This window comes from Nonomuraea phyllanthi (assembly GCF_006334985.2).
Classification (GTDB): Bacteria; Actinomycetota; Actinomycetes; order Streptosporangiales; family Streptosporangiaceae; genus Nonomuraea; species Nonomuraea phyllanthi.
Window position 1 is genome coordinate 14077 of the sequence record NZ_VDLX02000012.1, and the last position, 22109, is coordinate 36185.

22 protein-coding genes and 1 riboswitch are annotated in these 22109 nt (G+C 68.6%); of the genes, 15 read left to right on the forward strand and 7 right to left on the reverse strand.

Features of this window, described 5'->3' with window-relative positions; translation table 11 throughout:
- Positions 1-138: 138 nt before the first annotated feature.
- Positions 139-1005, reverse strand: coding sequence for an ABC transporter ATP-binding protein (locus FH608_RS29445; RefSeq protein WP_193318697.1), 867 nt, complete (start codon positions 1003-1005; stop codon positions 139-141).
- Positions 998-1933 (reverse strand): ABC transporter permease, encoded by a 936-nt coding sequence (locus tag FH608_RS29450; RefSeq protein WP_139633896.1) that lies wholly within the window; start codon positions 1931-1933, stop codon positions 998-1000. Before FH608_RS29450 ends, FH608_RS29445 begins: the two co-directional genes overlap by 8 nt.
- A gap of 475 nt (positions 1934-2408) precedes the next feature.
- On the opposite strand from FH608_RS29450, the gene FH608_RS29455 reads away from it, so the two are divergent.
- The 5 genes from FH608_RS29455 to FH608_RS29475 all read left to right on the forward strand — a co-directional run bounded on the left by FH608_RS29455 (position 2409) and on the right by FH608_RS29475 (position 8134).
- Entirely contained in the window at positions 2409-4046 is a 1638-nt protein-coding gene (locus FH608_RS29455) for a peptide ABC transporter substrate-binding protein (protein ID WP_139633897.1), read from the forward strand.
- A 128-nt stretch (positions 4047-4174) separates the two neighbouring features.
- A complete protein-coding gene (locus FH608_RS29460; protein ID WP_139633898.1) occupies positions 4175-5119 on the forward strand; it encodes an ABC transporter permease in 945 nt (314 codons plus the stop codon).
- Positions 5112-6086 (forward strand): ABC transporter permease, encoded by a 975-nt coding sequence (locus FH608_RS29465; protein WP_139633899.1) that lies wholly within the window; start codon positions 5112-5114, stop codon positions 6084-6086. The genes FH608_RS29460 and FH608_RS29465 overlap by 8 nt, the downstream gene beginning before the upstream one ends.
- 13 nt (positions 6087-6099) lie before the next feature.
- A complete protein-coding gene (locus FH608_RS29470) occupies positions 6100-7128 on the forward strand; it encodes an ABC transporter ATP-binding protein (RefSeq protein WP_139633900.1) in 1029 nt (342 codons plus the stop codon).
- Positions 7121-8134 carry an ABC transporter ATP-binding protein gene (locus FH608_RS29475; RefSeq protein ID WP_139633901.1) on the forward strand — a complete coding sequence of 338 codons (1014 nt, stop codon included), beginning with the start codon at positions 7121-7123 and terminating at the stop codon, positions 8132-8134. Before FH608_RS29470 ends, FH608_RS29475 begins: the two co-directional genes overlap by 8 nt.
- Positions 8135-8218: 84 nt before the next feature.
- Here FH608_RS29475 and FH608_RS29480 read toward each other — a convergent pair whose 3' ends face one another.
- The gene (locus tag FH608_RS29480; protein WP_226900023.1) at positions 8219-9493 is read right to left on the reverse strand and encodes a S8 family serine peptidase; all 1275 of its coding nucleotides are present in this window, start codon (positions 9491-9493) and stop codon (positions 8219-8221) included.
- The gene (locus FH608_RS29490; protein ID WP_139633902.1) at positions 9490-10149 is read right to left on the reverse strand and encodes a hypothetical protein; all 660 of its coding nucleotides are present in this window, start codon (positions 10147-10149) and stop codon (positions 9490-9492) included. Before FH608_RS29490 ends, FH608_RS29480 begins: the two co-directional genes overlap by 4 nt.
- A gap of 277 nt (positions 10150-10426) precedes the next feature.
- Here FH608_RS29490 and FH608_RS29495 point away from each other — a divergent pair, with 277 nt between their 5' ends.
- Genes FH608_RS29495 through FH608_RS29505 form a run of 3 tightly spaced genes read left to right on the forward strand, consistent with a single transcriptional unit; the run spans position 10427 to position 12149 of the window.
- Complete coding sequence (locus tag FH608_RS29495) at positions 10427-10726, forward strand: DUF3263 domain-containing protein (RefSeq protein ID WP_139633903.1); 300 nt, start codon at positions 10427-10429, stop codon at positions 10724-10726.
- 51 nt (positions 10727-10777) lie between these two features.
- Positions 10778-11536, forward strand: a complete 759-nt coding sequence (gene otsB, locus FH608_RS29500) for a trehalose-phosphatase (RefSeq protein WP_226900024.1) — start codon at positions 10778-10780, stop codon at positions 11534-11536.
- Positions 11537-11570: 34 nt separating this feature from the next.
- Entirely contained in the window at positions 11571-12149 is a 579-nt protein-coding gene (locus tag FH608_RS29505; RefSeq protein WP_139633904.1) for a hypothetical protein, read from the forward strand.
- A gap of 9 nt (positions 12150-12158) precedes the next feature.
- Here the strand turns inward: FH608_RS29505 and FH608_RS29510 are convergent, their stop codons facing one another.
- On the reverse strand, positions 12159-13625 hold the full coding sequence (locus FH608_RS29510) for an alpha,alpha-trehalose-phosphate synthase (UDP-forming) (protein WP_139633905.1): 1467 nt from the start codon (positions 13623-13625) through the stop codon (positions 12159-12161).
- 31 nt (positions 13626-13656) lie between these two features.
- Here FH608_RS29510 and FH608_RS29515 point away from each other — a divergent pair, with 31 nt between their 5' ends.
- From FH608_RS29515 to FH608_RS29540, 6 genes are all read left to right on the forward strand, one after another.
- Positions 13657-14211, forward strand: a complete 555-nt coding sequence (locus FH608_RS29515) for an RNA polymerase sigma factor (protein WP_139633906.1) — start codon at positions 13657-13659, stop codon at positions 14209-14211.
- A 79-nt stretch (positions 14212-14290) separates the two neighbouring features.
- A riboswitch (SAM riboswitch) is annotated at positions 14291-14432 on the forward strand.
- 13 nt (positions 14433-14445) lie between these two features.
- Positions 14446-15678, forward strand: coding sequence for a threonine synthase (gene thrC / locus FH608_RS29520; RefSeq protein WP_139633907.1), 1233 nt, complete (start codon positions 14446-14448; stop codon positions 15676-15678).
- A 23-nt stretch (positions 15679-15701) separates the two neighbouring features.
- A complete protein-coding gene (locus tag FH608_RS29525; RefSeq protein ID WP_139633908.1) occupies positions 15702-15977 on the forward strand; it encodes a MoaD/ThiS family protein in 276 nt (91 codons plus the stop codon).
- 244 nt (positions 15978-16221) lie between these two features.
- Positions 16222-16422, forward strand: a complete 201-nt coding sequence (locus tag FH608_RS29530; RefSeq protein ID WP_139633909.1) for a cold-shock protein — start codon at positions 16222-16224, stop codon at positions 16420-16422.
- Between the two features lie 292 nt (positions 16423-16714).
- Entirely contained in the window at positions 16715-18343 is a 1629-nt protein-coding gene (gene groL, locus FH608_RS29535) for a chaperonin GroEL (RefSeq protein WP_139633910.1), read from the forward strand.
- Between the two features lie 146 nt (positions 18344-18489).
- A complete protein-coding gene (locus FH608_RS29540; protein ID WP_139633911.1) occupies positions 18490-18717 on the forward strand; it encodes a hypothetical protein in 228 nt (75 codons plus the stop codon).
- A 139-nt stretch (positions 18718-18856) separates the two neighbouring features.
- Here the strand turns inward: FH608_RS29540 and FH608_RS29545 are convergent, their stop codons facing one another.
- Together FH608_RS29545 and FH608_RS29550 are read right to left on the reverse strand one after the other, a co-directional pair.
- The gene (locus FH608_RS29545; RefSeq protein WP_139633912.1) at positions 18857-19387 is read right to left on the reverse strand and encodes a YbhB/YbcL family Raf kinase inhibitor-like protein; all 531 of its coding nucleotides are present in this window, start codon (positions 19385-19387) and stop codon (positions 18857-18859) included.
- 76 nt (positions 19388-19463) lie between these two features.
- A complete protein-coding gene (locus FH608_RS29550; RefSeq protein WP_139633913.1) occupies positions 19464-21464 on the reverse strand; it encodes a HelD family protein in 2001 nt (666 codons plus the stop codon).
- 158 nt (positions 21465-21622) lie between these two features.
- Between FH608_RS29550 and FH608_RS29555 the strand changes: the two genes are divergently transcribed.
- Positions 21623-21958, forward strand: coding sequence for a hypothetical protein (locus tag FH608_RS29555; RefSeq protein WP_139633914.1), 336 nt, complete (start codon positions 21623-21625; stop codon positions 21956-21958).
- The last annotated feature ends 151 nt before the right edge of the window (positions 21959-22109 follow it).

A 22109-nucleotide genomic window follows, 5' to 3' on the forward strand; every position in this document is an offset into this window, starting at 1 on the left:
CCTCGGATCGAATTGACGTTCGAATCCTATCGGAACGCAAGGCTCCCTGTCAGTCATTCGTCACAGCGGTCGCGCGTGTTTCGCACGCGCGATCGAATGGAGAGGGAAGGAGAGAGGGGGCAGGGGAGAGGGAAGGGGTCAGCCCTTGTTGTAGGCGGCGATGACTTCCTTCGGGTCGCCGTCCATCTTGATCTTGCCCTTGTGCAGCCAGATGACGCGGTTGCAGGTCTCCTCGATGACCCTCAGGTCGTGGGCGACGAGGAAGACGGTGCCGGCGGACTCGCGGATCTGGCGGATGCGCTCCTCGCTCTTCTTGCGGAACTCGCGGTCGCCCGTGGCCAGGGCCTCGTCGATGAGCAGGACGTCGTGGGTCTTGGCCGAGGAGATGGCGAAGCGGAGGCGGGCGCCCATGCCGGAGGAGTAGGTGGACATGGGCAGCTGGACGAACTCGTCGATGCCGGAGAAGTCGACGATCTCCTGGTACTTCTCGCGGACCTCGGCGGGCGTCATGCCCATGGCGTAGCAGCCGAGGACGATGTTGCGCTCGCCGGTCAGCTCGCGCATGAGGGCCGCGTTGACGCCGAGCAGCGAGGGCTGGCCGTCGGTGTAGACGGCGCCCTTGTGCGGCGGGAGGAGGCCCGCGATGGCCCGCAGCAGCGTGGACTTGCCCGAGCCGTTGCGCCCCACGATGCCGATGGCGTCGCCGTGGTAGGCCACGAAGGTCACGCCCTTGACCGCGTGGACCTCTTTCATCTGCGGCCGGCCCTGGCGCTTGAGGATGCGCGTGAGGGCGTTGACGGCGTTGCCCTTCTCGGCTTCCGAGGCGGCGCCGTAGACGCGGTAGACGATGTGGAGGTCGTCGACGATGACGGTCGGAGTGCCCGTGGGGACGTCGAGCGGCCGCTTGCCCTGGGGCTCCGGCTTGGGATGCACGCGCACATCCTTGCCCGGGACGGCGGGCTTCTCGCCCTTCACCTGTGACAGCTCCTTGGTCAGTTCAGCCACGCCCGTACCTCTCCTCGGACCGCCAGAAGTACCAGAAGCCGAAGCCGAGTGCGAACACCGCCCAGAATACGCAAGACACCACCACCATCGTCGGGGGGTGGTGGCCGAACTCCGGATTGTGGGACGTGATGAGGATCTCCCGCATCCATTCGATGAAGGAGGCGGCGGGGTTGAGATACATCACGTCGGCCACCCATTGGGGCAGCTTGGCCGCCCCCACCACCTTGTCCTGGATGGAGAAGAAGACGCCGGAGGCGTAGAGCCAGAAGCGGGTGATGAACGGCAGCAGCTGGTTGAGGTCGCGCATGGAGGCGCCGAGCCGGGCGACGATCAGGCCGGCGCCGATGTTGAACATCGTCTGGAGCACCAGCACGACGGGGATCATGAGCCAGAACCAGGTGGGCCATTCACCGGTGGCCACCGTGATGGCGAGGAGCACGGCCATGGAGATGCCGAGCTGCTGGAGCTCCTGGATCGTGTAGGCGAGCGGCAGGGACGCTCTGGGGAAGTGCAGCGCCCGGATCATCGACAGGTTGCCCGAGATCGACTTGGCGCCCGCGGTGACGGTCCGCTGCGTGTAGGTGAAGACGAACATGCCGGTGAGCAGGAACGCCGGGTAGTTCTGGATGCCGTTCTTGCCGCCGAGGATGATGCCGAACATCACCCAGTAGATGCCGGCGTTCAGCAGCGGGGTCAGCACCTGCCACAGCTGGCCGAGAGCCGACCTGGAGTATTTCGAGACGGTGCGCGAGGTCGCGTACGTCAGGATGAAGTGTCGCCGCTCCCAGAGCTGGCGCAGATAGACAGGGAACCTCGGCCGCGCGATGGCACGGCGAAGCCCGTATCTCTTGGCGAGCTTGGCCAGCGGCTCCTGCCCGCTTCGGCCGCCCGCCTGGGCGTCCGCGACAGCGGATTCCGGCTGGCTCATGGCAAGGACTCTATTGGATCCAGGTCGGTGAAGTGCCTGTCACACGGGGTTGGCGACAGTCTGTTGGACGGAGGTCCGGGGACGCCGGGTTCCCCAAGGCGTCACCAAGACCTGCTCAACCGTAGCCCAGGGAGCCGGGGCGTGGTGGGAAGGGCACGACCGCTCTCGTGTAGGGGGTAATTTTCATCGACTGTTCAGGTCCCTGCAATACCCGTTACGGGGTGTCTGTACCATTTGATGCTTGTTGAGCTGAATGTCTGTGACGCTGGATTGGCACACGTGTGACCGAACTGCAACGCGCCAGAGACTCCCTGGTGGCAAGTAGTAAGGGATAGTCGCGATCGACTGGCAGGGCGTCGGCTGGTTTGACCATGTCAGCCAAACCCGGGGGAACACCAGGAACCCCCGTCAGGCTGCTCACGATCACCGCAGCTCAGCGCTTACGCCCACCTGTAGAGGGAGGAATTCTTTCACCATGCGTGTTACTAAGGGCGCACGGATCGTCGCCGGTACCGCGCTGCTCGCCCTCGCGGTCGCCGCGTGCGGCAGCGGTGCCTCTGACGGTGGCGGCACTGCCGCGGGCGGCGACGAGACGCCGGTCCGCATGGAGATCGGTGAGCCCCAGGAGCTCCTGAACCCCCAGAACACGACGGAGACCGAAGGCGCCGAAGTCCTCGCCGCGGTCTTCGAGCCGCTCGTGAACTACGACGAGAACAAGGAGCCAGTCGAGGCCGCCGCCGAGTCCATCACCACGACGGACAGCAAGGTCTGGACGATCAAGCTGAAGTCCGGCTACACCTGGCACGACGGCAAGCCCGTGACCGCCGCGGACTACGCCCGCGCGTGGAACTACGCCGCCAACCAGGACAACGCCATGAGCTCGTCCTACTTCTTCGGCCGCATCGACGGCTACGAGGACGTGCACCCGGGTGAGGGCAAGACGCCGACGACCAAGGAGATGAAGGGTCTCAAGGTCGTCGACGACCTCACTCTCGAGGTCACGCTGTCGGCACCGTTCTCGCAGTTCAAGACCATGCTGGGCTACACCGCCTTCTACCCGATGCCCGAGGTCGCCCTCGGCGCCGACGGCAAGATCACCCAGGCCTACGGCGAGCAGCCGATCGGCCAGGGCCTCTTCAAGGTGGACAAGCCCTACAAGAAGGGCACCGACCAGTCCATCGACCTGACGGTCTACGACAAGTTCCCGGGCACCAAGCCGACGAACTGGAAGAAGCTCCAGTTCAAGATCTACACGAGCTCGGAGACCGCGTACAACGACCTCCAGGCCGACAACCTGGACATCCACGACTCCCTGCCGGCCTCGACGATCAACAGCGCCAAGGCGGCGCTCGGGGACCGTTACTTCGACGAGCCCGACGCCGCTGTCGGTTACATCGGCGTGCCGCTGAAGTACAACCCCGACTTCAAGAACGTCGACGTCCGCAAGGCCATCTCGATGGCCATCGACCGGGAGACCATCACCGAGACGGTCTTCTCGGGCACCCGCTCGCCCGCCGACGACTTCATCAACCCCGCCATCCCGGGCTACCGCAAGGGCGCCTGCACCGCGTGCACGTACAACCCGGCCGAGGCCAAGAAGCTGTACGACTCCGCGGGCGGCCCGAAGAGCATCGAGCTCGGCTACAACAACGACGGTGGCCACAAGGAGTGGATCGAGGCCGTCGCCAACAACCTCCGCGCCAACCTGGGCATCGAGGTCACGCCGAAGCCGTTCGAGAAGTTCCAGGGCATCCTGGACGCCCTGGACTCCAAGGAGTACAAGGGCCTGTTCCGTATGGGCTGGGCCATCGACTACCCGTCGGCCGAGAACTACCTGACCCCGATCTTCGGCACCGGCGCCATCGAGACCGGCTCCAACTACGGCGGCTACTCCAACAAGGAGTTCGACGAGCTGGTGGCCAAGGGCGACCAGGCGTCGACCCCCGAGGAGGGGCTGCAGTTCTACCAGCAGGCCGATGACATCCTGCTCAAGGACCTTCCGTACATCCCGATTTACTTCTACCGGAGCAACTTCGGGCACTCCACCAAGGTCAAGAACGTCAAGCTCAACCTGCTGAACCAGGTTAACTGGGCAGAGGTGGAGAAGGCCTGACCGTCATTCGCGAGGTGGGCGGCTCTTGCCGTCCACCTGTCGGACGACTGAGCTTGGAGGCAGTTACCCGAGCCGGGTGAACCACGGGCTCCGGGTGCTGCCTCCAAGTCATGTACCGGAGGGCTTGTATGGGCCGTTATGTCATCAGGCGTTTGATCCAGGCGATACCCGTCCTGATCGGCGCCACCCTACTCATTTTCGTCATCGTCTTCGCGCTGCCAGGTGACCCCATCGCGGCGCTCTTCGGAGACAAGCGCCCGGACCCAGCGGTGGCCGAGGTCCTGCGCGAGCAATATCACCTCAATGATCCGCTGCTGCTGCAGTACTGGTACTACATCAGCGGCGTGTTCCTGCGTCTCGACTTCGGCGTGACCTTCGCCGACGTCCCCGTCTCGGAGCTCCTGCTCGGCAAGTTCCAGGTCACCCTGAACCTGGCGCTGATGGCCCTCGTCATGGAGGCGATCATCGGCGTCGGCCTGGGACTGTGGGCGGCGCTGCGCCGCGGCAAGGCCACCGACACCGCCATCCTCGCCTCCACGCTGCTGCTGATCTCCGTGCCCACCCTGGTGAGCGGCTTCGTGCTGCAGCTCATCCTGGGCGTGAAGCTCAAGCAGTGGACCGGGGCGGACATCTTCCCCGTCGCCGGCACGTCGGCGGGCTGGCGGGCCTACCTGCTGCCGGGGTTCGTGCTCGCGGGAACGTCGATCGCGTACCTGACCAGGCTCACCAGGACCAGCCTGGCGGAGACGCTGAGAGCGGACTACATCCGCACGGCCACGGCCAAGGGCCTGTCCAGACGCCGGGTCATCGGCAGGCACGGGTTGCGCAACGCGTTGATCCCGCTGGTCACCTATCTGGGCGCCGACCTCGGCAACCTCATGGGCGGCGCGGTGATCACAGAGTCGATCTTCAACCTGCCGGGAATCGGGAACCAGCTGTTCAACAGTGTCTACCTGCGAGAACAGCCGGTCGTCGTCGGTATCGTGACGGTCCTGGTGTTGATTTACATCCTGGCCAACCTGGTCGTCGACTTGTTGTACGCCGTGCTCGACCCGAGGATCCGCTATGAGTAACCCAACCCCGTCGGTGGGGCCCGGACTCCCGGAGACGCAGAGCCTCGCCACCGACACGGTCACCGCCCCGGCGCCCCCGCAACCGGGCAAGAAGGCCAAGGACGCCAAGCCGGCCAGCCTGTGGTCCGACGCCTGGTACGACCTCAGGCGCAGGCCGATGTTCATCATGTCGGTGATCATCATCCTGATCCTGCTGGTCATGTCCGCTTTTCCGTGGCTTTTCACCTCGATCGACCCGTTCGACGCGAGGAGCTGCGACCTGTCCACGGCCAGGCAGGCGCCCAGCGCCGGCCACATCTTCGGCAAGGACAACCTGGGCTGCGACGTCTACGCCAAGGTCATCTACGGCGCTCGCAACTCGATCATCATCGGCGTGTTCACCACGCTCGTCACCACGTTCATCGGCAGCCTGCTCGGCATGATCGCCGGCTTCCGCAGCGGCGTGGTCGACGCGGTGTCCTCGCGGTTCACCGAGATCTTCTTCGCCATCCCCCCGATCCTCGGCGCGCTGCTGATCGGTGCCACGTTCCGCGGCCGGATCAACAGCATCATCCTCGTCATCGCCGCGCTGGGCGTGCTCGGCTGGCCGATGACGTTCCGCATCATGCGGGCGGCCGTGATCACCGCGAAGAACCAGGACTTCGTGCTCGCGGCCAGGGCGCTGGGTGCCGGAGCGGGGCGGATCATGCTCCGCCACCTGCTGCCCAACTCCCTTGCGCCGGTCATCGTGGTGGCCACGATCAACCTGGGCGGCTACATCGCCGCCGAGGCCGCGCTGTCGTTCCTGAGCGTGGGCGTGCAGTCGCCGGACATCTCCTGGGGCCTCATGATCGCCGACGCGCGAACACGGTTCCTGGAGGCGCCTCTGCCGCTGTTCTTCCCCGCCGCGTTCCTCAGCGTCACGGTGCTCGCGTTCATCATGATGGGCGACGCCGTACGCGACGCGCTCGATCCGAAGCTCAGGTAGAAGGGGGGCTTACGTGAAGAAGACGTCAGCGGACGTGTTGCCGGTCGAGGGAGGATTCGGCAACGAACCGCTGCTCGCGGTCGACAACCTGCACGTGGAGTTCCACACCCGTCAGGGGACCGTGCGCGCGGTCAACGGCGTGAGCTACACGGTCAGCGCCGGCGAGACCCTCGCCGTGCTGGGCGAGTCGGGTTCGGGCAAGTCCGTGACCGCACAGGCGATCATGGGCATTCTCGACGTGCCGCCGGCGGTCATCCCCAAGGGGGAGATCCGCTTCAAGGGCACCGACCTGCTCAAGCTGACGGAGGAGGCGCGCACGCAGGTGCGTGGCCAGCGCGTCGCGATGATCTTCCAGGACGCGCTCTCCGCGCTCAACCCGGTGTTCACCGTGGGCTGGCAGATCAGCGAGATGTTCCGGGTGCACCGGGGCATGTCCAAGGCCGACGCCATGAAGAAGGCCGTCGAGCTGATGGACCGGGTGCGCATCCCGGCCGCAAGGCAGCGCGTGAACGACTACCCGCACCAGTTCTCCGGGGGCATGCGGCAGCGCATCATGATCGCGATGTCGATCGCGCTGGACCCCGAGGTGCTGATCGCGGACGAGCCGACCACCGCGCTCGACGTGACCGTGCAGGCCCAGATCATGGAGCTGCTGGCCGAGCTGCAGCGCGAGAGCCAGATGGGCCTGATCCTGATCACGCACGACCTCGGCGTCGTGGCCGACGTGGCCGACAAGATCGCCGTCATGTACGCGGGGCGCATCGTGGAGAACGCCCCCGTGCACGACATCTACAAGGGCCCCGCCCACCCCTACACCAAGGGCCTGCTGGACTCGATCCCCCGGGTCGACCTCAAGGGCCAGGACCTCTATGCGATCAAGGGCCTGCCGCCCAACCTGCTCGACCTGCCGACCGGCTGCGCGTTCCACCCGCGGTGCCCGTACCGCCAGGACAACTGCGTGACCGACCACCCCCCGCTCCACGAGATCAGCGGCACCAGAGGCAGCGCGTGCCACTACTGGAGGGAGGTACTCGATGACTGACAAAGAGCGCATCCTCGAGGTGCGCGACCTGGTCAAGCACTTCCCGCTCACCCAGGGCATCGTCGTCAAGCGGCAGATCGGGGCCATCAAGGCCGTCGACGGCGTGTCGTTCGACCTGCACAAGGGCGAGACGCTGGGCATCGTGGGCGAGTCGGGCTGCGGCAAGTCCACCCTCGCCAAGGTGCTGATGGCGCTGGAGCGGCCCACCTCGGGCTCGGTGCGCATCAGCGGCCGCGACATCGCCAAGGCCAAGGGCGCCGAGCTCAAGCACATGCGCCGCAACATCCAGATGGTGATGCAGGACCCGTACACCTCGCTGAACCCCCGGATGACCGTGGGCGACATCGTCGGCGAGCCGTACGAGATCCACACCGAGGTCGCCCCACGCGGCGACCGTCGGCGGCGGGTGCAGGAGCTGCTGGAGGTGGTCGGGCTCAACCCCGACCACATCAACCGCTACCCGCACCAGTTCTCCGGAGGGCAGCGGCAGCGCATCGGCATCGCCCGCGGCCTGGCGCTCCAGCCGGAGATCATCGTCTGTGACGAGCCGGTGTCCGCGCTGGACGTGTCCATCCAGGCGCAGGTGATCAACCTGCTGGAGCGGCTGCAGGACGAGTTCAACCTGGCGTACATCTTCATCGCCCATGACCTGTCGGTGGTGCGCCACATCTCCGACCGGGTGGGCGTGATGTACCTCGGCAAGTTCGTGGAGCTCGGCAAGGACGTCGAGATCTACGACCGGCCGGCGCACCCGTACACGCAGGCGCTGCTGTCGGCGGTGCCGGTGCCGGACCCGGAGGGGCGGGAGCAGCGGGAGCGGATCATCCTGCAGGGTGACCCGCCGTCGCCGGCCAACCCGCCGTCCGGGTGCCGCTTCCGTACCCGGTGCTGGAAGGCGCAGGAGATCTGCGCCCAGGAGGAGCCGCTGCTGCAGATCCGGACGGGGACCGGGCACGAGAGTGCCTGTCACTTCGCGGAGACGCACGACGTGGTGCACGTGGGCTGACCCGCCCGCGCTCGTTTGCCGGGCCCTCCGAGGACGCCTCCTCGGAGGGCCCGCTCCTTTTCGAGGGTCGCTCGTGTTCTGAGGTCACTCTCGGCGTCCGCGGCGGCCCGTGATCACGCGTGCCGACATCGCCACCACGAGCAGCAGCAGGCCCGCCACCACCGGCCCCCTGGACGAGGGCGGCGGCCCCTCGCCGAAGTACGGTCCCGGGCCGGCGAACCCCGGTGTCGGGAGGTCCAGGCGGGCGGCGGCCCGCAGGGCGAGCAGCGCGTCGGCCACCCCGTGCCCGTACGCGGGGCTGTAGCCGTCCGCGGGCCGCTTCCTGGTGCCGCGCTCGATGGCCATCCGCACGTTGTAGGGCGACATGTCTGGATGTACGGATTTGATCAGGGCCGCGATGCCCGCCACCATGGCCGCCGCCGAGCTGGTGCCGTCGCTCACCACGTACGAGTCGCGCGCGTCGGCCGTGACGATCTGCGTGCCGGGGGCCACCACCGAGAGGTAGTCGTGCCTGTTGGAGAAGCGCGCCACCTCGAACCGGCGGTCCACCGCCCCGACGGCGATCACTCCCGGGTAGGCGGCCGGGAAGTTCTTCCTGTTGGTCGAGGCGCCGTCGTTGCCGGACGACGCCACCAGCACGGCGCCGTTGGCGATCGCGTACTGCACGGCCTCCTCCTCCGAGGCCGAACCCTCCCAGGAGCCGCTGCCGCCGCCCAGCGACATGCTGATCACGTCGGCGCCGTGGTCGACCGCGTACCGGATGCCCTTGGCGAGCGCGTCCCGCCCGGCCACGCGCTGCCGGGCGCGCAGCGGGTCGCCGTTCTCGAGCGTGACCCTGATGGACAGCACCTTGGCCGCCGGGGCCACGCCGATGACGCCGCCCTTGCGCTTGGCGCCGTGGCCGCGCCCGGCGATCAGGCTGGCCATGGCCGTCCCGTGCCGGCCCCAGAGGCCCTTGGCGGCGCCGGTCAGGTCGGGGCCCTGGATCACGGCGCCGCGCAGGTCGGGGTGGCGGCCGTTCACGCCGGTGTCGAGCACGGCCACCAGCACGCCCTCGCCCTTGCCGTACCGCCACGCCTGCGGCAGCCGCATCGCGGCGAGCTGCCACTGCCCGGCCCGCGCCACCTCCCCGACGTCGTCGTCATCAAGGTCCGCACGGTCGAGCGCGGCACCGTTGAGTGCGGCGAGGCCGAGCGTGGTGGGGTCGAGTGCGGTGGAGCCGGGTGCGGCGAGGTCGGGTGCGGTGGGGTCGAGTGCGGTGGGGTGGGGGGTCGCGCCATCCAGGACGGCGGCGGGGGAGGCCGGGGCGGTCGCCAGGGTCAGGGCGGCGAGCAGCGCGAGGGCGGCGAGACCGCTCATCGCGTCAGTGCCCGGTGCAGCGCCGCCGCGAGCTGGCGTGCGGTGGCGCGCAACCGCGGCATGGCGCGGTCACCCCGCCGGTACGGCCGCCCGTCGGCGTATCCCGCGGCCGTCGCCACCAGGTAGTGGTCCTGGCCCTCGATCACCACCCCGGTGACGTACTGCCGCCGGCCGAACCGCTCGGCGGGCCCTCCGGGAAAGGCCACCGGCCGCACGGTCGGGGGGCGCCCCGTTCGGTAGGAAGCGCGCGCGGACCTCCGGGACCCGGACGTACCGGACCTGGACGTGCCGGATCCGGGCACGCCGGACCCGGGCGTGTCGATCACGGGCGTTTCACGTTCGGGTGCCTCCGGTTCGGGCGGGTCGAGGACGGCGACGCCGACGGTCGCGACGAACGTCTGCGTGCTGTCGGCGTACGTGGCGCGTAAGGCCACGCGGCACCCCCGACGTACGGCGGCGGGCTGGAAGGCCGTCCGGCAGGGCGCCTCGGGCGCGACCCCGGCCAGCACGTACGTGATCCGCGCCCCCGACGGGCTGGCGCCGTGCACGAACTGCGGAAAGACCCGCGACACCGGCCACGCGTGCCAGCGCTCCGACACGGGCGGGTCCGGCGGGGGCCAGAGCATGGACAGGATGGACAGCAACACAACGGACAACTGGTACACGACGACCTCGAGCGGGAGACCTCGAAGCGGGAGGGGAGGGGTGCCCGCGCGTGCATTCTGGCATGCGTCCGGAGTCCATTTGGTGAACAGACCGATACGTGGAGTAATTCCGATGTGCGAAGTCTTCCCCATAAGTCGGGTTCGGTGTGATCGAAGAGAGCCCGTGACGCGCGTCTCCCCAATCCGCCGTGAACGGCCGCACTCGGCACATTACGATGAGGACGGGCCGCCTGCGCGCACCGGCCCACGCCCCATCGAGGAGGACACCATGGGAGCACCGCTCAGCGGTGACAATGCTGCCCAGGAAACGTCCCGCCCACCACTTTCAGAGCGTGATATCGAGCTCCTCGCCTTCGAGCGCCAGTGGTGGCGCCACGCGGGCGCGAAGGAGCAGGCCATCAAGGAGAGTTTCGGGTTCTCCGCCACGCGCTACTACCAGTTGCTCGGCGAGTTGATCGACCGGCCGGAGGCGTTGGAGCACGATCCCATGCTGGTCAAGAGGCTGCGCAGGTTACGCTCCACGCGCCAGCGCGACCGCGCGGCCAGGAAGCTGGGCATGCGTCGCTGACCCGCTGGGTACGGCAGCCGCGTGAGGAACATCCCTGGAATAGAAGCGATCTTGAAGGATCCGGCGGGTGCCGTGATCGGGCTCGACTTCGACGGGACCCTGTCGCCGATCGTCCCCGACCCCGCCGCGGCCGTCATCCACCCCAAGGCCCCCGAGGTGCTCGCCGAGCTGGGCGCCCACGTGCGCTCCGTGGCCATCGTGACCGGCCGGCCGCCGGCCACCGCGCTGGAGCTCGGGCCGGGCCTGGCCGCCGTGCCCGGGCTCGTCGTGCTCGGGCACTACGGTTTCGAGCGCTGGGAGGGCGGCCGGATCTCGGCGCCGCCGCCTCCCGCCGGCGTGCCGAGGGCCGAGGCGGAGCTGCCGCTGCTGCTCGACTCGCTCGGCCTGGAGGGCGTGACCACCGAGGACAAGCGCCGCGCCGTGGCGGTGCACACCAGGCGCAGCCCCGATCCCGAGGGCGCGCTGGCCAAGCTGCGCGAGCCGCTTGCCAAGCTGGCCGAGAAGCACGGCCTGGTCGTGGAGCCCGGGCGCTTCGTGCTGGAGTTGCGGCCGCCCGGAATGGACAAGGGGCAGGCGCTCAGCCTGTTCCTGGCGGAGCGGGCCGCGAGGTCCGTCATGTTCGTGGGCGACGACCTGGGCGATCTGGCGGCGTTCGAGGCCGTACGCGCGTCCGGGCTGCCCGGTGTGACCGTGTGCAGCGGCTCCGCCGAGGTGACCGCCCTGGCCGAGCAGGCCGACATCGTGGTGGACGGGCCCGACGGGGTGGTGGCACTGCTGGCGGAGCTGGCGTCGGCGTTCAGCCGTTCGTGACTGATCTGCAAGTCGCGCTCCCTAGGGTCGTCGCATGGCCACGCGATACCTCGCCGCCGCGGCCGTCGCCGCGGCCACCCTCCTCGCCGCCGTCCCCTCGCCCGCGAGCGCCGCGCCCGCGCAGCCGCTCAAGCTGCGCAGCGGGCTGACCCTGTACATCCCCATCACCTGGCGGGTCCACGGTGCCGGCACCGACGCGGTGCAGGTCGTGACCGGCAGGTGCGGCAGGCCGAAGGGGTGGGGCACGCCCGAGTGCGACGCCTTCTACGTCTTCGGGCCGTCGTACATCAAGCGCGGCGCCGAGGGTTTCGGCCCGTACACCGGCAAGCGGCCGTTCTACACGGCGAGCGACGTGCAGCCCTGCCCGTCCAACCGGAAGTGGGGCGAGATCGTCGGCCCGAAGGTCCAGCGGGGGCTGCGCCAGGTCGGCAAGGGGCACAAGGCCGCCTACAACGCCTGGCGCTCCACGTGCGTCTCCTTCTCCGAGTCGGGCAGGGTGCGCGCCCGCTTCACGCAGCGCGAGTGGTATCTGCCGCAGAGCAGGATCCTCGTCGTCGACCAGTGGAACACGCCAGGGCTGGCGGGGGTGCTGAAGCACGCCGACTGGCGCTGAGCGGGTCTCTCAACGCTCGTCCGGGGTCTCGCCCGCGGTTTCGCCGGGGCGCTCGTCGAGGGCGTCGAGCTGGGCCGCCAGCCACTTGTGCGGCGGCAGCGCGGTGGCGGCCGCGTGCAGCTTGTCGCGGCGCATCCGGCGCTCGTCCTCCGGCATCACGAGCGCCCGGTGCAGCGCGGCGGCGGTGCCGCTGATGTCGTACGGGTTCACGACGAGCGCGTGCGGACCCAGCTCGGCCGCCGCCCCCGCCTCGCGCGAGAGCACCAGCGCGCAGCGCGGCGACAGGACGGGCCCCTCCTTGGCGACCAGGTTCATCCCGTCGCGGATGGGGTTGACCAGCAGCACGTCGGCCATCCGGTACGCGGCCAGCGAGCGCGGGTAGTCGTCGTTGACGTTGAGGATGAGCGGGTCCCAGTCCTCGGTGGCGTACTCGTTCTCGATCTCCTGGGCGCAGCGCTGCACGGACGCGGTGTATTCGCGGTATTCGGGCAGGTCGTGCCGGCTCGGGTAGGCGAAGGCGAGGTGCACCACGCGCCCGTGCCACTCGGGATGAGCGTCCAGGAACTCGCGGTAGGCCACCAGGCCGCGCACGATGTTCTTCGACAGCTCGGTGCGGTCGATGCGCACGATCAGCTTCCGGTCGCCGACCTGCTCCCTGAGCGCGGCCATGTGCGACTCCACGTCGGGCTCGCAGGCCCGCTCCCACAGCGCGTCGCCGTCCACCCCCAGGCTGTGGACGCCGATGCGGGTGGTGCGCCCCTCGTGGGTGACGGTACGGCCCACGCGGTCGCACTCCGCGCCCAGCAGCGCCTCGCAGCAGTCCATGAACGCCTGCGCCCACCGGTCGGCGAGGAAGCCGGCGTGGTCGGCGCCCAGGATGCCCTCCAGGACCTCACCGACCACCTCGTCGGGCAGCAGCGAGAAGTACTCGGGCGGCGCCCACGGGGTGTGGCTGAAGTGGGCGATGCGCAGGTCGGGCCGCTCGGCGCGGAGCATCGCCGGGGTCAGCGTCAGGTGGTAGTCCTGCACCATCACGCGGGCGCCGTGGCCGGCCTCCTCGGCCAGCGCCAGCGCGAAGGCGCCGTTGTAGTCGCGGTACGACTCCCATTCGCGCTCGAACATCGTGCCGAACGAGGGGGCGTTGGGGATGTCGTAGAGGAGGTGGTTGACGAACCACAGGGTGGAGTTGGCCACCGCGTTGTAGGCCCGGTGGAAGGTGGCGGGCGGGATGTCGAGCATGCGCAGCGGCCCGGTGTCGTAGCCGGCCTGGTCGATCCGGCCGCCGGGGGCCAGGCGTACGGCGCTGCGGTCGCCGTCGGACAGCGCGGCGCACACCCACAGGACGCCGTCCCCCTTCGCCACCCCGGACAATCCGGACACCAGACCACCGCCGCCCCGCCTCATGGTCAGCTCGCCGCCGTCGGAGACGGTGAAGGAGACGGGTCCTCTGTTGGAGGCCAGCAGAACGCTGTTCATCAAGGCTCCCTTCGCCCATAGGATCCCTGCTATGGCGCTTGATGAGCTAACCGAGGAACTCGCCCGGTCCGCCGCTTCAGGAGATCATCGCGCACTTGGCGAGCTGCTGGCGCGGATCGAGCCGGATGTGATGCGTCACTGCGCCCGGATCCTGCCCTACCACCAGGACGCCGAGGAGGCCTCGCAGGACACGTTGCTGGCCGTGGCACGCAACATCGGCCGGTTCGAGGGCCGGGCGCGGTTCAGCACCTGGCTCCACATCGTGACGGCCAACTGCGCGCGCACGACCTACAGGTCGCTCAAGCGCAGGGCGGCCGAGCAGAGCTCCGACGAGCTGCCCATGCAGAAGCCCGACGCGCGGCGGGTGAGCGTGATCGCGGGCTCGCGGCTCGACCTGCTCGACGCCATGGAGGCGCTGGAGGCCGACAAACCCGACCTGGCGCAGGCGCTGGTGCTGCGCGACATCGTCCAGCTCGACTACAGCGAGGTCGCCGAGCAGCTCGGCATCCCGCTCGGCACCGCGAAGTCGCGCATCCACCAGGCCCGCAAGTACGTGCAGGGGGTGCTGGGCGACGACTATCGCTGAGACGGCGTGTCTCACTTGTTGAGACGGGTGACCATTCCTGCCTCTTGGGCGGGTAGAGTCCATTTCGACAACTGAATATTGCTCATCCAGAGGGGTGGAGGGACCGGCCCTGCGAAGCCCCGGCAACCCTCCCGGCTTGAGGCTCGCGACCTGGCGAGGCCGACCGGGACAAGGTGCCAATTCCGGTCTGCGGTCAAGGTGGCCGCGGGCGAAGATGAGGGAAGGCCTCGCTTCATGTCGCTTGACTTTGGTCCTGCCACCGCTCTGTCCTGCCGCGAATGCGGCACGCGTTACCCGCTCGGCCCCAGCTTCGCGTGTCAGGAGTGTTTCGGGCCGCTGGAGGCGGCCTATTCCTTCGGCAAGGTGACCCGGGCCGACATCGAGTCGGGCCCCGCCAACATCTGGCGTTACCGCTCGTTGCTCCCCGTGCCCGCCGATGTCATCAGTAAGCCGAATATGAACCCCGGTTGGACCAAACTGGTCAAGGCCGGAAACCTCGGCCGGGCGCTTGGTCTCAAGTCCCTGTACGTGAAGGACGACTCCGGCAATCCCACCCATTCCTTCAAGGACCGGGTCGTCGCCATGGCCGTCGAGGCGGCCCGCAACTTCGGCTTCCACACGCTTTCCTGCTCCTCCACGGGCAACCTCGCGGGTGCGGTCACCGCCGCCGCCGCGCGGGCCGGGCTTGAGGCGTGCGTGTTCATCCCGGCCAACCTGGAGAAGGCCAAGATCGCCATGGCCCGCGTGTTCGGGGGCAGGCTGATCGGCATCGACGGCACCTACGACGAGGTCAACCGGTTCTGCTCCGAGCTGATCGGCGACCCCATGGGCGACAAGTGGGGCTTCGTCAACATCAACCTGCGGCCCTACTACGCCGAGGGGTCCAAGACGCTCGCGTACGAGATCGCCGAGCAGCTCGGGTGGCGCCTGCCGCAGCAGATCATCATCCCCATCGCCTCCGGCTCGCAGCTCACCAAGATCGACAAGGGCTTCAAGGAGCTGGTGCGGCTGGGGCTGGTCGAGGACACCCCCTACAAGATCTTCGGGGCGCAGGCGGCGGGCTGCTCGCCGGTCTCCACGGCGTACAAGGCGGGGCACGACGTCGTCCAGCCGGTCAAGCCCGACACCATCGCCAAGTCGCTGGCCATCGGAAACCCGGCGGACGGGCCGTACGTGCTGGACATCGCCCGGCGCACCGGCGGCGCGGTCGAGGACGTCACCGACCCCGAGATCGTGGCCGCGATCAAGCTGCTGGCCTCGACCGAGGGCGTCTTCGCCGAGACCGCCGGCGGAGTCACCGTGGGCGTGCTGAAGAAGCTCGCCGAGAGCGGGAGGCTCGATCCCGAGGCCGAGACCGTGGTGCTCAACACGGGCGACGGTCTCAAGACGCTCGACGCGATCAGCGACGACGCCCAGCCCACGGCCGTGATCCGGCCTTCACTCGACGCGTTCCGCGCGGCTGTCTGACAACCAGGAAAGGCGACTTTAGCATGAGCGTTACTGTGCGGATTCCCACCATTCTGCGCACATACACCGGGGGCAACGCTGAGGTCAGTGGCGAGGGGGCGACTCTTCGTGACGTCCTCGCCAAGCTCGACTCCGACTACCCGGGCATCGGCGCGAGAATTCTGGATGAATCGGGCAAGATTCGGCGTTTTGTCAACGTTTACGTCGGGGAAGAGGACGTCCGTTTTGCCAGCGGGCTCGACACTCCGGCACCTGAGGGCACTCAGATCTCCATCATCCCGGCGGTCGCCGGCGGCTGAGTGCCATAGATCACACCCGCGAAGGCGCCCCTCGGTGGGCGCCTTCTGCTTTTCCGGGGCAAATGAAGGTTGAACGACCTTCGCTGCGAAGAAATGCGTCGTTTGCGGATTGACTCTGTTGCTAAACCCCGTGCCACAGGTATGGTCGAGGGCGATCGTCTGGCTACTTTTCCCTTAAGTCAGACGATTACGGGTCTCGCGGAGGAATGGGCGAGATCTGGGAGCCCAGTAAGAGGAGTCGGAAGTGGCGCAGGGCACCGTCAAGTGGTTCAACGCGGACAAGGGCTACGGCTTCATCGCGGTAGACGGTGGTAAGGATGTATTCGTCCATTACTCCGCGATCCTGATGGACGGGTACAGATCTCTCGAACAAGGTCAGCGAGTGGAGTTCGAGATCACGCAGGGCCAGAAGGGTCCCCAAGCAGAGGCCGTCAGGACCGTCTGACACGCCCGGCTGGTACACGATGGCAGGCTTCGCGCGGTAGCGCAGTCCGTGCGAAGCTGCCCGCCATCGCCCGCGCCGCACCTGGACTCACCTGGGAAGGAATGCCCGGTAGGTGACCTCTCGCTTGCACTCGGCAGGGTAGAGTGCTAAACAGTTCGTTGGCACTCTGTGCAGCAGAGTGCCAACCTCGGATCGGGACGATGGGGTCTGCCGAAGGAGATGCTGACCCATGCCGTCGCGGGCGTCGGCTCGGTCCACGACAAGCCACCCTGCATCTGGGAGGTCTAGCCTTATGGCAGCCAAGATGATCGCGTTTGACGAGGACGCCCGGCGCGGTCTCGAGCGCGGTATGAACCAGCTCGCCGACGCCGTCAAGGTGACCTTGGGCCCCAAGGGCCGTAACGTCGTGCTGGAGAAGAAGTGGGGCGCTCCCACGATCACCAACGACGGCGTGTCCATCGCCAAGGAGATCGAGCTCGAGGACCCCTGGGAGAAGATCGGCGCCGAGCTGGTCAAGGAGGTCGCCAAGAAGACCGACGACGTCGCGGGCGACGGCACCACCACGGCCACCGTGCTCGCCCAGGCGCTGGTGCGTGAGGGCCTGCGCAACGTCGCCGCCGGCGCCAACCCGATGGCCCTGAAGAAGGGCATCGAGGCGGCCGTCGAGCGCGTCAGCGAGGAGCTCTCCAAGCTCGCCAAGGACGTGGAGACCAAGGAGCAGATCGCCTCCACCGCCTCCATCTCCGCCGCCGACCCCGAGATCGGCTCGCTCATCGCCGAGGCGATGGACAAGGTCGGCAAGGAAGGCGTCATCACCGTCGAGGAGAGCAACACCTTCGGCCTGGAGCTGGAGCTCACCGAGGGCATGCGCTTCGACAAGGGCATGACGTCGATGTACTTCGTGACCGACTCCGACCGCATGGAGGCCGTGCTCGAAGACCCGTACATCCTGATCGTCAACAGCAAGGTCTCCGCCAACAAGGACCTGCTGCCGCTGCTCGACAAGGTCGTGCAGTCCGGCAAGCCGCTGCTGATCATCGCCGAGGACGTCGAGGGCGAGGCCCTGGCGACCCTGGTCGTCAACAAGATCCGCGGCCTGTTCCGCTCCGTGGCCGTCAAGGCCCCGGGCTTCGGCGACCGCCGCAAGGCCATGCTGGCCGACATCGCGATCCTGACCGGTGGCCAGGTCATCGCCGAGGAAGTCGGTCTCAAGCTGGAGAACGCCACCCTCGACCTGCTCGGCCGCGCCCGCAAGGTCGTGGTGACCAAGGACGAGACCACGATCGTCGACGGCGCCGGTGACGCCGAGCAGATCGCGGGCCGGGTCAACGAGATCCGTGCCGAGATCGAGCGCACCGACTCCGACTACGACCGCGAGAAGCTGCAGGAGCGGCTGGCCAAGCTGGCCGGCGGCGTGGCCGTCATCAAGGCGGGCGCCGCGACCGAGGTCGAGCTCAAGGAGCGCAAGCACCGCATCGAGGACGCCGTGCGCAACGCGAAGGCGGCCGTCGAGGAGGGCATCGTCCCCGGCGGTGGCGTGGCGCTGCTGCAGGCCGGCGCCAAGGCGTTCGACAAGCTGGAGCTCAACGGCGACGAGGCCACCGGCGCGTCGATCGTGCGCAAGGCTCTTGAGGAGCCGCTGAAGCAGATCGCGGTCAACGCCGGCCTCGAGGGCGGCGTCGTGGTGGAGCGCGTGCGCAACCTCACCCCGGGTGAGGGCCTCAACGCCGCTTCCGGCGAGTACGTCAACATGTTCGAGGCGGGCATCCTCGACCCGGCCAAGGTGACGCGCTCGGCGCTGCAGAACGCCGCGTCCATCGCGGCGCTCTTCCTGACGACCGAGGCCGTCATCGCCGAGAAGCCCGAGAAGACCCCTGCCGCTCCCGCCGGTATGCCCGGCGGCGGCGACATGGACTTCTAGGTCTTTCTTCGCCGTTCACGCAAGAGCGGTCCGGGTTTTCCGGGCCGCTCTTGTTTTCGTTTCTCAGCCATTACGTTTCACAATTGATTCGCTACTTAGAGTGAGGAAAGGTGGAGGCCACACACGCCTCACCCAAGGAGCAGAGGATGTTTTCCCGCAGCAAGCGTATTTTCGGCATCGCCGTTCTCAGTCTCGCCGCCGCGACCGTTGTCGCCGTTCCCGCCCACGCGGACAGTGGGCCCACCTCCTCCACGTGGTCCCAGTTCCAGATCCTGAGGCAGCTGCGGTCGCCGCTCTGCCTGCCGACGGGCGGGCTCGGCCTCGGGCTGCCGCTCGTCGACAAGCTGCTGCCGGAGCTGACGTCCTGCCGTTGAATCGCCGGCGGCACTCTCCTCGGTCACCTGCCGCCGCCTTTTGACAGCGTCCGGGACGCCCCGCCCGTTTGCGGCGGGGCGTCCCCTTTTGATGGACCTTTTCGGGCGCCTTTTTCGGGCGAGAGTTTCGCGGACGTTGTCAGACGCCGTAGAGGGCGATGATGTGGCCCCTCGCCAGGGTGTTGGCGGTGATGGTGAAGCCCACCACCGCCGGGCTGGCGTCGCCGTCCAGGCCCAGCTTGTCGACTCCCAGCGCGTGGACCGTGAAGACGTAGCGGTGGGCGGGGCCGGGCGGCGGGGCGGCGCCGCCGTACTCCCTGGTGCCGTAGTCGTTGCGGGCGTGGATCGCCCCCGCGGGCAGGCCCTTGAAGTCGGGGCCGTTGCCCGCGCCCTGGGGCAGCTCCGTCACCGAGGCCGGCAGGTCGAACAGCACCCAGTGCCAGAAGCCGCTGCCCGTGGGCGCGTCGGGGTCGTAGCAGGTGACCGCGTAGCCGCGGGTCCCCTCGGGCGCGCCCGACCAGCGGAGCTGGGGCGAGCGGTTCTGGCCCGTCATGCCCCAGTCGTTGAAGACGTGCAGGTCGCTCAGCGTCTCGCCGCCCCGCAGGTCGTCGCTCTCGACCACGAGCTCGGGGACCGACGGCAGGTGTTCGTGTGGAAGCGGTGCTGGCACGGCATCCTCCTAGGTTGAGAGCTGCTTGCCCAGCCAATCCTAGAAGTGGCCGTGCCGGCTGCCGCGCACGTGGCGGTCAGGTCGTCAGCTGGGCCGGGAGCGGCTTGTCGTGCAGGACCGTCAGGGACGTCACCGCCCGGGTCAGCACGACGTACAGCCGGGCGAGGCCCCTGGGCTCGGCCGCGACGATGTCGGCCGGCTCCACGACGATGACGTGGTCGTACTCCAGACCCTTGGCGAGCGTCGCGGGGACGATCAGGAGGCGGTGCTCCTCGGCGGAGTCGGGGTCGAGCACGGCGTGGGGCAGATCGCCCAGCGCGGCGGAGACGCCGGCGACCAGGGCGTCGGGGACGATGACGCCGATGGAGCCCTCCCGAGTGAGGGCCTCGGCGGCGGCCTCCGCGACCGAGCCGCCGGGGCGCACGGAGAGCGAGCCGACACCGGGGCGCAGTGACCGGGGCGCGGCCAGGGCGGGGGCGATGGAGGGGAGCAGGCGGGCGGCATAGTCGAGCACCTCCCGCGGCACGCGGAAGCCGAGCGTCAGCTCCGTCACCTCGCCGTCGCGCTGGCCCAGGTGTTCGAGCACCGACTCCCACGAGCTGGTCGACCACGGGGTGGTGCCCTGGGCCAGGTCGCCCAGGACGGTGGCCGAGCCGTTGCGGCAGCGGCGGCCGAGCGCCCTCAGCTGCATCTCGGACAGGTCCTGCGCCTCGTCCACCACCAGGTGGCCCAGGGACGGGGTGCGTTCCATCAGGTCGCGGAGCTCGTCGAGGAGCGCGGCGTCCGCGGCCGTCCATTTGGCGGACTTCCAGCTCCGGTACGGCTTGCGCCAGACGAGCGTCTCCCGCTCCTCGGGCGACAAATCAGATTTAGCGGCCTTTTCAAGAAATGCCGGGTCGGAGAGGAGGCGATAAAGGACCTGTTCCGGCGTGAGTTTGGGCCAGACCGAATCAACGAGCTGCTTCACCGGCTTCGACCGGGCCACGGCGTCCTGGACCCGGTCGTCGGGCGACTCGCCGCGCTGCTCCATGCGTACGAGCACCATGTGGGCCAGCCGCTGCGCCAGCGCCGCCCGGCCCGGGTTGTAGCGCGTGGTGCCGCGCAGGGAGGCCACGATCTCGCGTACCTCGTAGTCGGCCACCCGGTAGCGGTAGGCGCCCTTGGTGAAGACCACGCCCTCCTCCGGCTTGACGATGTGCAGCCAGAGGGCGCGTTCGAGCACGGCGGCCATCCTGGCGTCGCCCTTCACCGCGGCCACCGCCGGGTCCTCGGGCGCCGCGTACTCGCCGAGCAGGCCGGCGACGGTGGTCTGATCGACCTTGATCTCGCCGAGCGCGGGGAGCACCGAGGAGATGTAGGAGAGGAACGCGCGGTTGGGGCCGACGATCATGACGCCGGACCTGGCCAGGCGCTCGCGGTGGGTGAAGAGGAGGAACGCCGCCCGGTGCAGGCCCACGGCGGTCTTCCCGGTGCCGGGCGCGCCCTGGACGCACACCGTCTGGGCCAGGGTGGAGCGGACGATCTCGTCCTGGTCCGGCTGGATCGTGGCGACGATGTCGCGCATGGGGCCGGTGCGGGGGCGTTCGATCTCCTCGGTGAGGATCCTGGACGGGCCGATCTCGTCGCCCTCGGCCAGCGGCTCGTCCTCGAACGCGGTCAGCGCGCCGCCGTGGTAGCCGAAGCGGCGCCGCCGTACGATGCCCATCGGGCTGGCGGGGCTGGCCTGGTAGAACGCGCGGGACACCGGCGCGCGCCAGTCGATCACCAGCGGCTTGCTGTGGCCGTCGTGCACGTGGCGGCGGCCGACGTAGATGGTGCCCGGCAGGTCATCGCTGGAATCGCGGTCGAGCCGGCCGAAGAACAACGGCGTGTCGGGGTGGTCGGCGAGCGCGGCCACGCGCTGGTCGAGGAGGGACTGGAGGATCTGCTGCGAGACCCAGTCACCGGCCGCGTCCGCGGACAGCGACTGGGCATGGACGCGCATGGCTTTGAGCGCGGCCCGGGACTCGGCGAGGTGCGCCTGCTCGGCGGCGAGCACGTCGGAGGGTATGTCAGGGGCCAATTGATGTGCGGGCATGCGAAAGCGCCTCCCAGAGGTGGTATCGGAGGTGGTCAAGGCAGCGAATCGACCAGTCTAGTAGCGGCTCTGAGTGGCTTCCACAGCATTTCTCGCCCGCCCCCGTGGCGCCGCGGCGGGCGGGAGTAGCGGTTGTCCGGCCGGGGTAGGGATGGTGGATGGCGCGGATTCAGCTGCGTTATTCGCCGATCATTCCCACGGTCGCGAGCTTCCTGCTCGCGGCTCTCTGGGTGCTGTCGGTGTTCGCGGACTGGGGGCTGGAGGCGTTCTGCGCGGGGGGCGAAACCGCTTCGGCATGCTCGCGGCGGCTCGCCGCGGTCTCCACGGTGTCGGCGCTGTTCGCCGCGCTCGCGGCCTGCGCCACGGCGGCCGCCTGGCTCTTCCCATGGTCGAGGAGCGACCCGCGCACGTTCGGGCGGGTCATGGGCGCGAGCGTGGCCTGCTGGGTCGTCGCGGAGGGGGTGCTCTTCCTCGGCGGCCTGATGGCCCGCTAGCAGTCCGGCGAACCCCCTCAAAAGTTGCTAACGGGAAATACCGAAAAATTCGGGCATATCAGGTGGATTTATCGGATCATGGGGGTATGTCGCAGGCGGCGTGATAGTACGCAGGTGAGGGGGGTGGTTCGATTGTCTTCGGCCCGCGGAG

What these genes read in the sequence shown, in the direction of transcription:
- FH608_RS29555 (WP_139633914.1), top strand. Translation starts at nt 21,623, where the DNA reads ATGGCGCGGATTCAGCTGCGTTATTCGCCGATCATTCCCACGGTCGCG.
- FH608_RS29495 (WP_139633903.1), top strand. Translation starts at nt 10,427, where the DNA reads ATGGGAGCACCGCTCAGCGGTGACAATGCTGCCCAGGAAACGTCCCGC.
- FH608_RS29505 (WP_139633904.1), top strand. Translation starts at nt 11,571, where the DNA reads ATGGCCACGCGATACCTCGCCGCCGCGGCCGTCGCCGCGGCCACCCTC.
- thrC (WP_139633907.1), top strand. Translation starts at nt 14,446, where the DNA reads ATGTCGCTTGACTTTGGTCCTGCCACCGCTCTGTCCTGCCGCGAATGC.
- FH608_RS29455 (WP_139633897.1), top strand. Translation starts at nt 2,409, where the DNA reads ATGCGTGTTACTAAGGGCGCACGGATCGTCGCCGGTACCGCGCTGCTC.
- groL (WP_139633910.1), top strand. Translation starts at nt 16,715, where the DNA reads ATGGCAGCCAAGATGATCGCGTTTGACGAGGACGCCCGGCGCGGTCTC.
- FH608_RS29465 (WP_139633899.1), top strand. Translation starts at nt 5,112, where the DNA reads ATGAGTAACCCAACCCCGTCGGTGGGGCCCGGACTCCCGGAGACGCAG.
- FH608_RS29515 (WP_139633906.1), top strand. Translation starts at nt 13,657, where the DNA reads ATGGCGCTTGATGAGCTAACCGAGGAACTCGCCCGGTCCGCCGCTTCA.
- FH608_RS29450 (WP_139633896.1), bottom strand. Translation starts at nt 1,933, where the DNA reads ATGAGCCAGCCGGAATCCGCTGTCGCGGACGCCCAGGCGGGCGGCCGA.
- FH608_RS29540 (WP_139633911.1), top strand. Translation starts at nt 18,490, where the DNA reads ATGTTTTCCCGCAGCAAGCGTATTTTCGGCATCGCCGTTCTCAGTCTC.
- FH608_RS29475 (WP_139633901.1), top strand. Translation starts at nt 7,121, where the DNA reads ATGACTGACAAAGAGCGCATCCTCGAGGTGCGCGACCTGGTCAAGCAC.
- FH608_RS29525 (WP_139633908.1), top strand. Translation starts at nt 15,702, where the DNA reads ATGAGCGTTACTGTGCGGATTCCCACCATTCTGCGCACATACACCGGG.
- FH608_RS29550 (WP_139633913.1), bottom strand. Translation starts at nt 21,464, where the DNA reads ATGCCCGCACATCAATTGGCCCCTGACATACCCTCCGACGTGCTCGCC.
- FH608_RS29480 (WP_226900023.1), bottom strand. Translation starts at nt 9,493, where the DNA reads ATGAGCGGTCTCGCCGCCCTCGCGCTGCTCGCCGCCCTGACCCTGGCG.
- FH608_RS29510 (WP_139633905.1), bottom strand. Translation starts at nt 13,625, where the DNA reads ATGAACAGCGTTCTGCTGGCCTCCAACAGAGGACCCGTCTCCTTCACC.
- FH608_RS29460 (WP_139633898.1), top strand. Translation starts at nt 4,175, where the DNA reads ATGGGCCGTTATGTCATCAGGCGTTTGATCCAGGCGATACCCGTCCTG.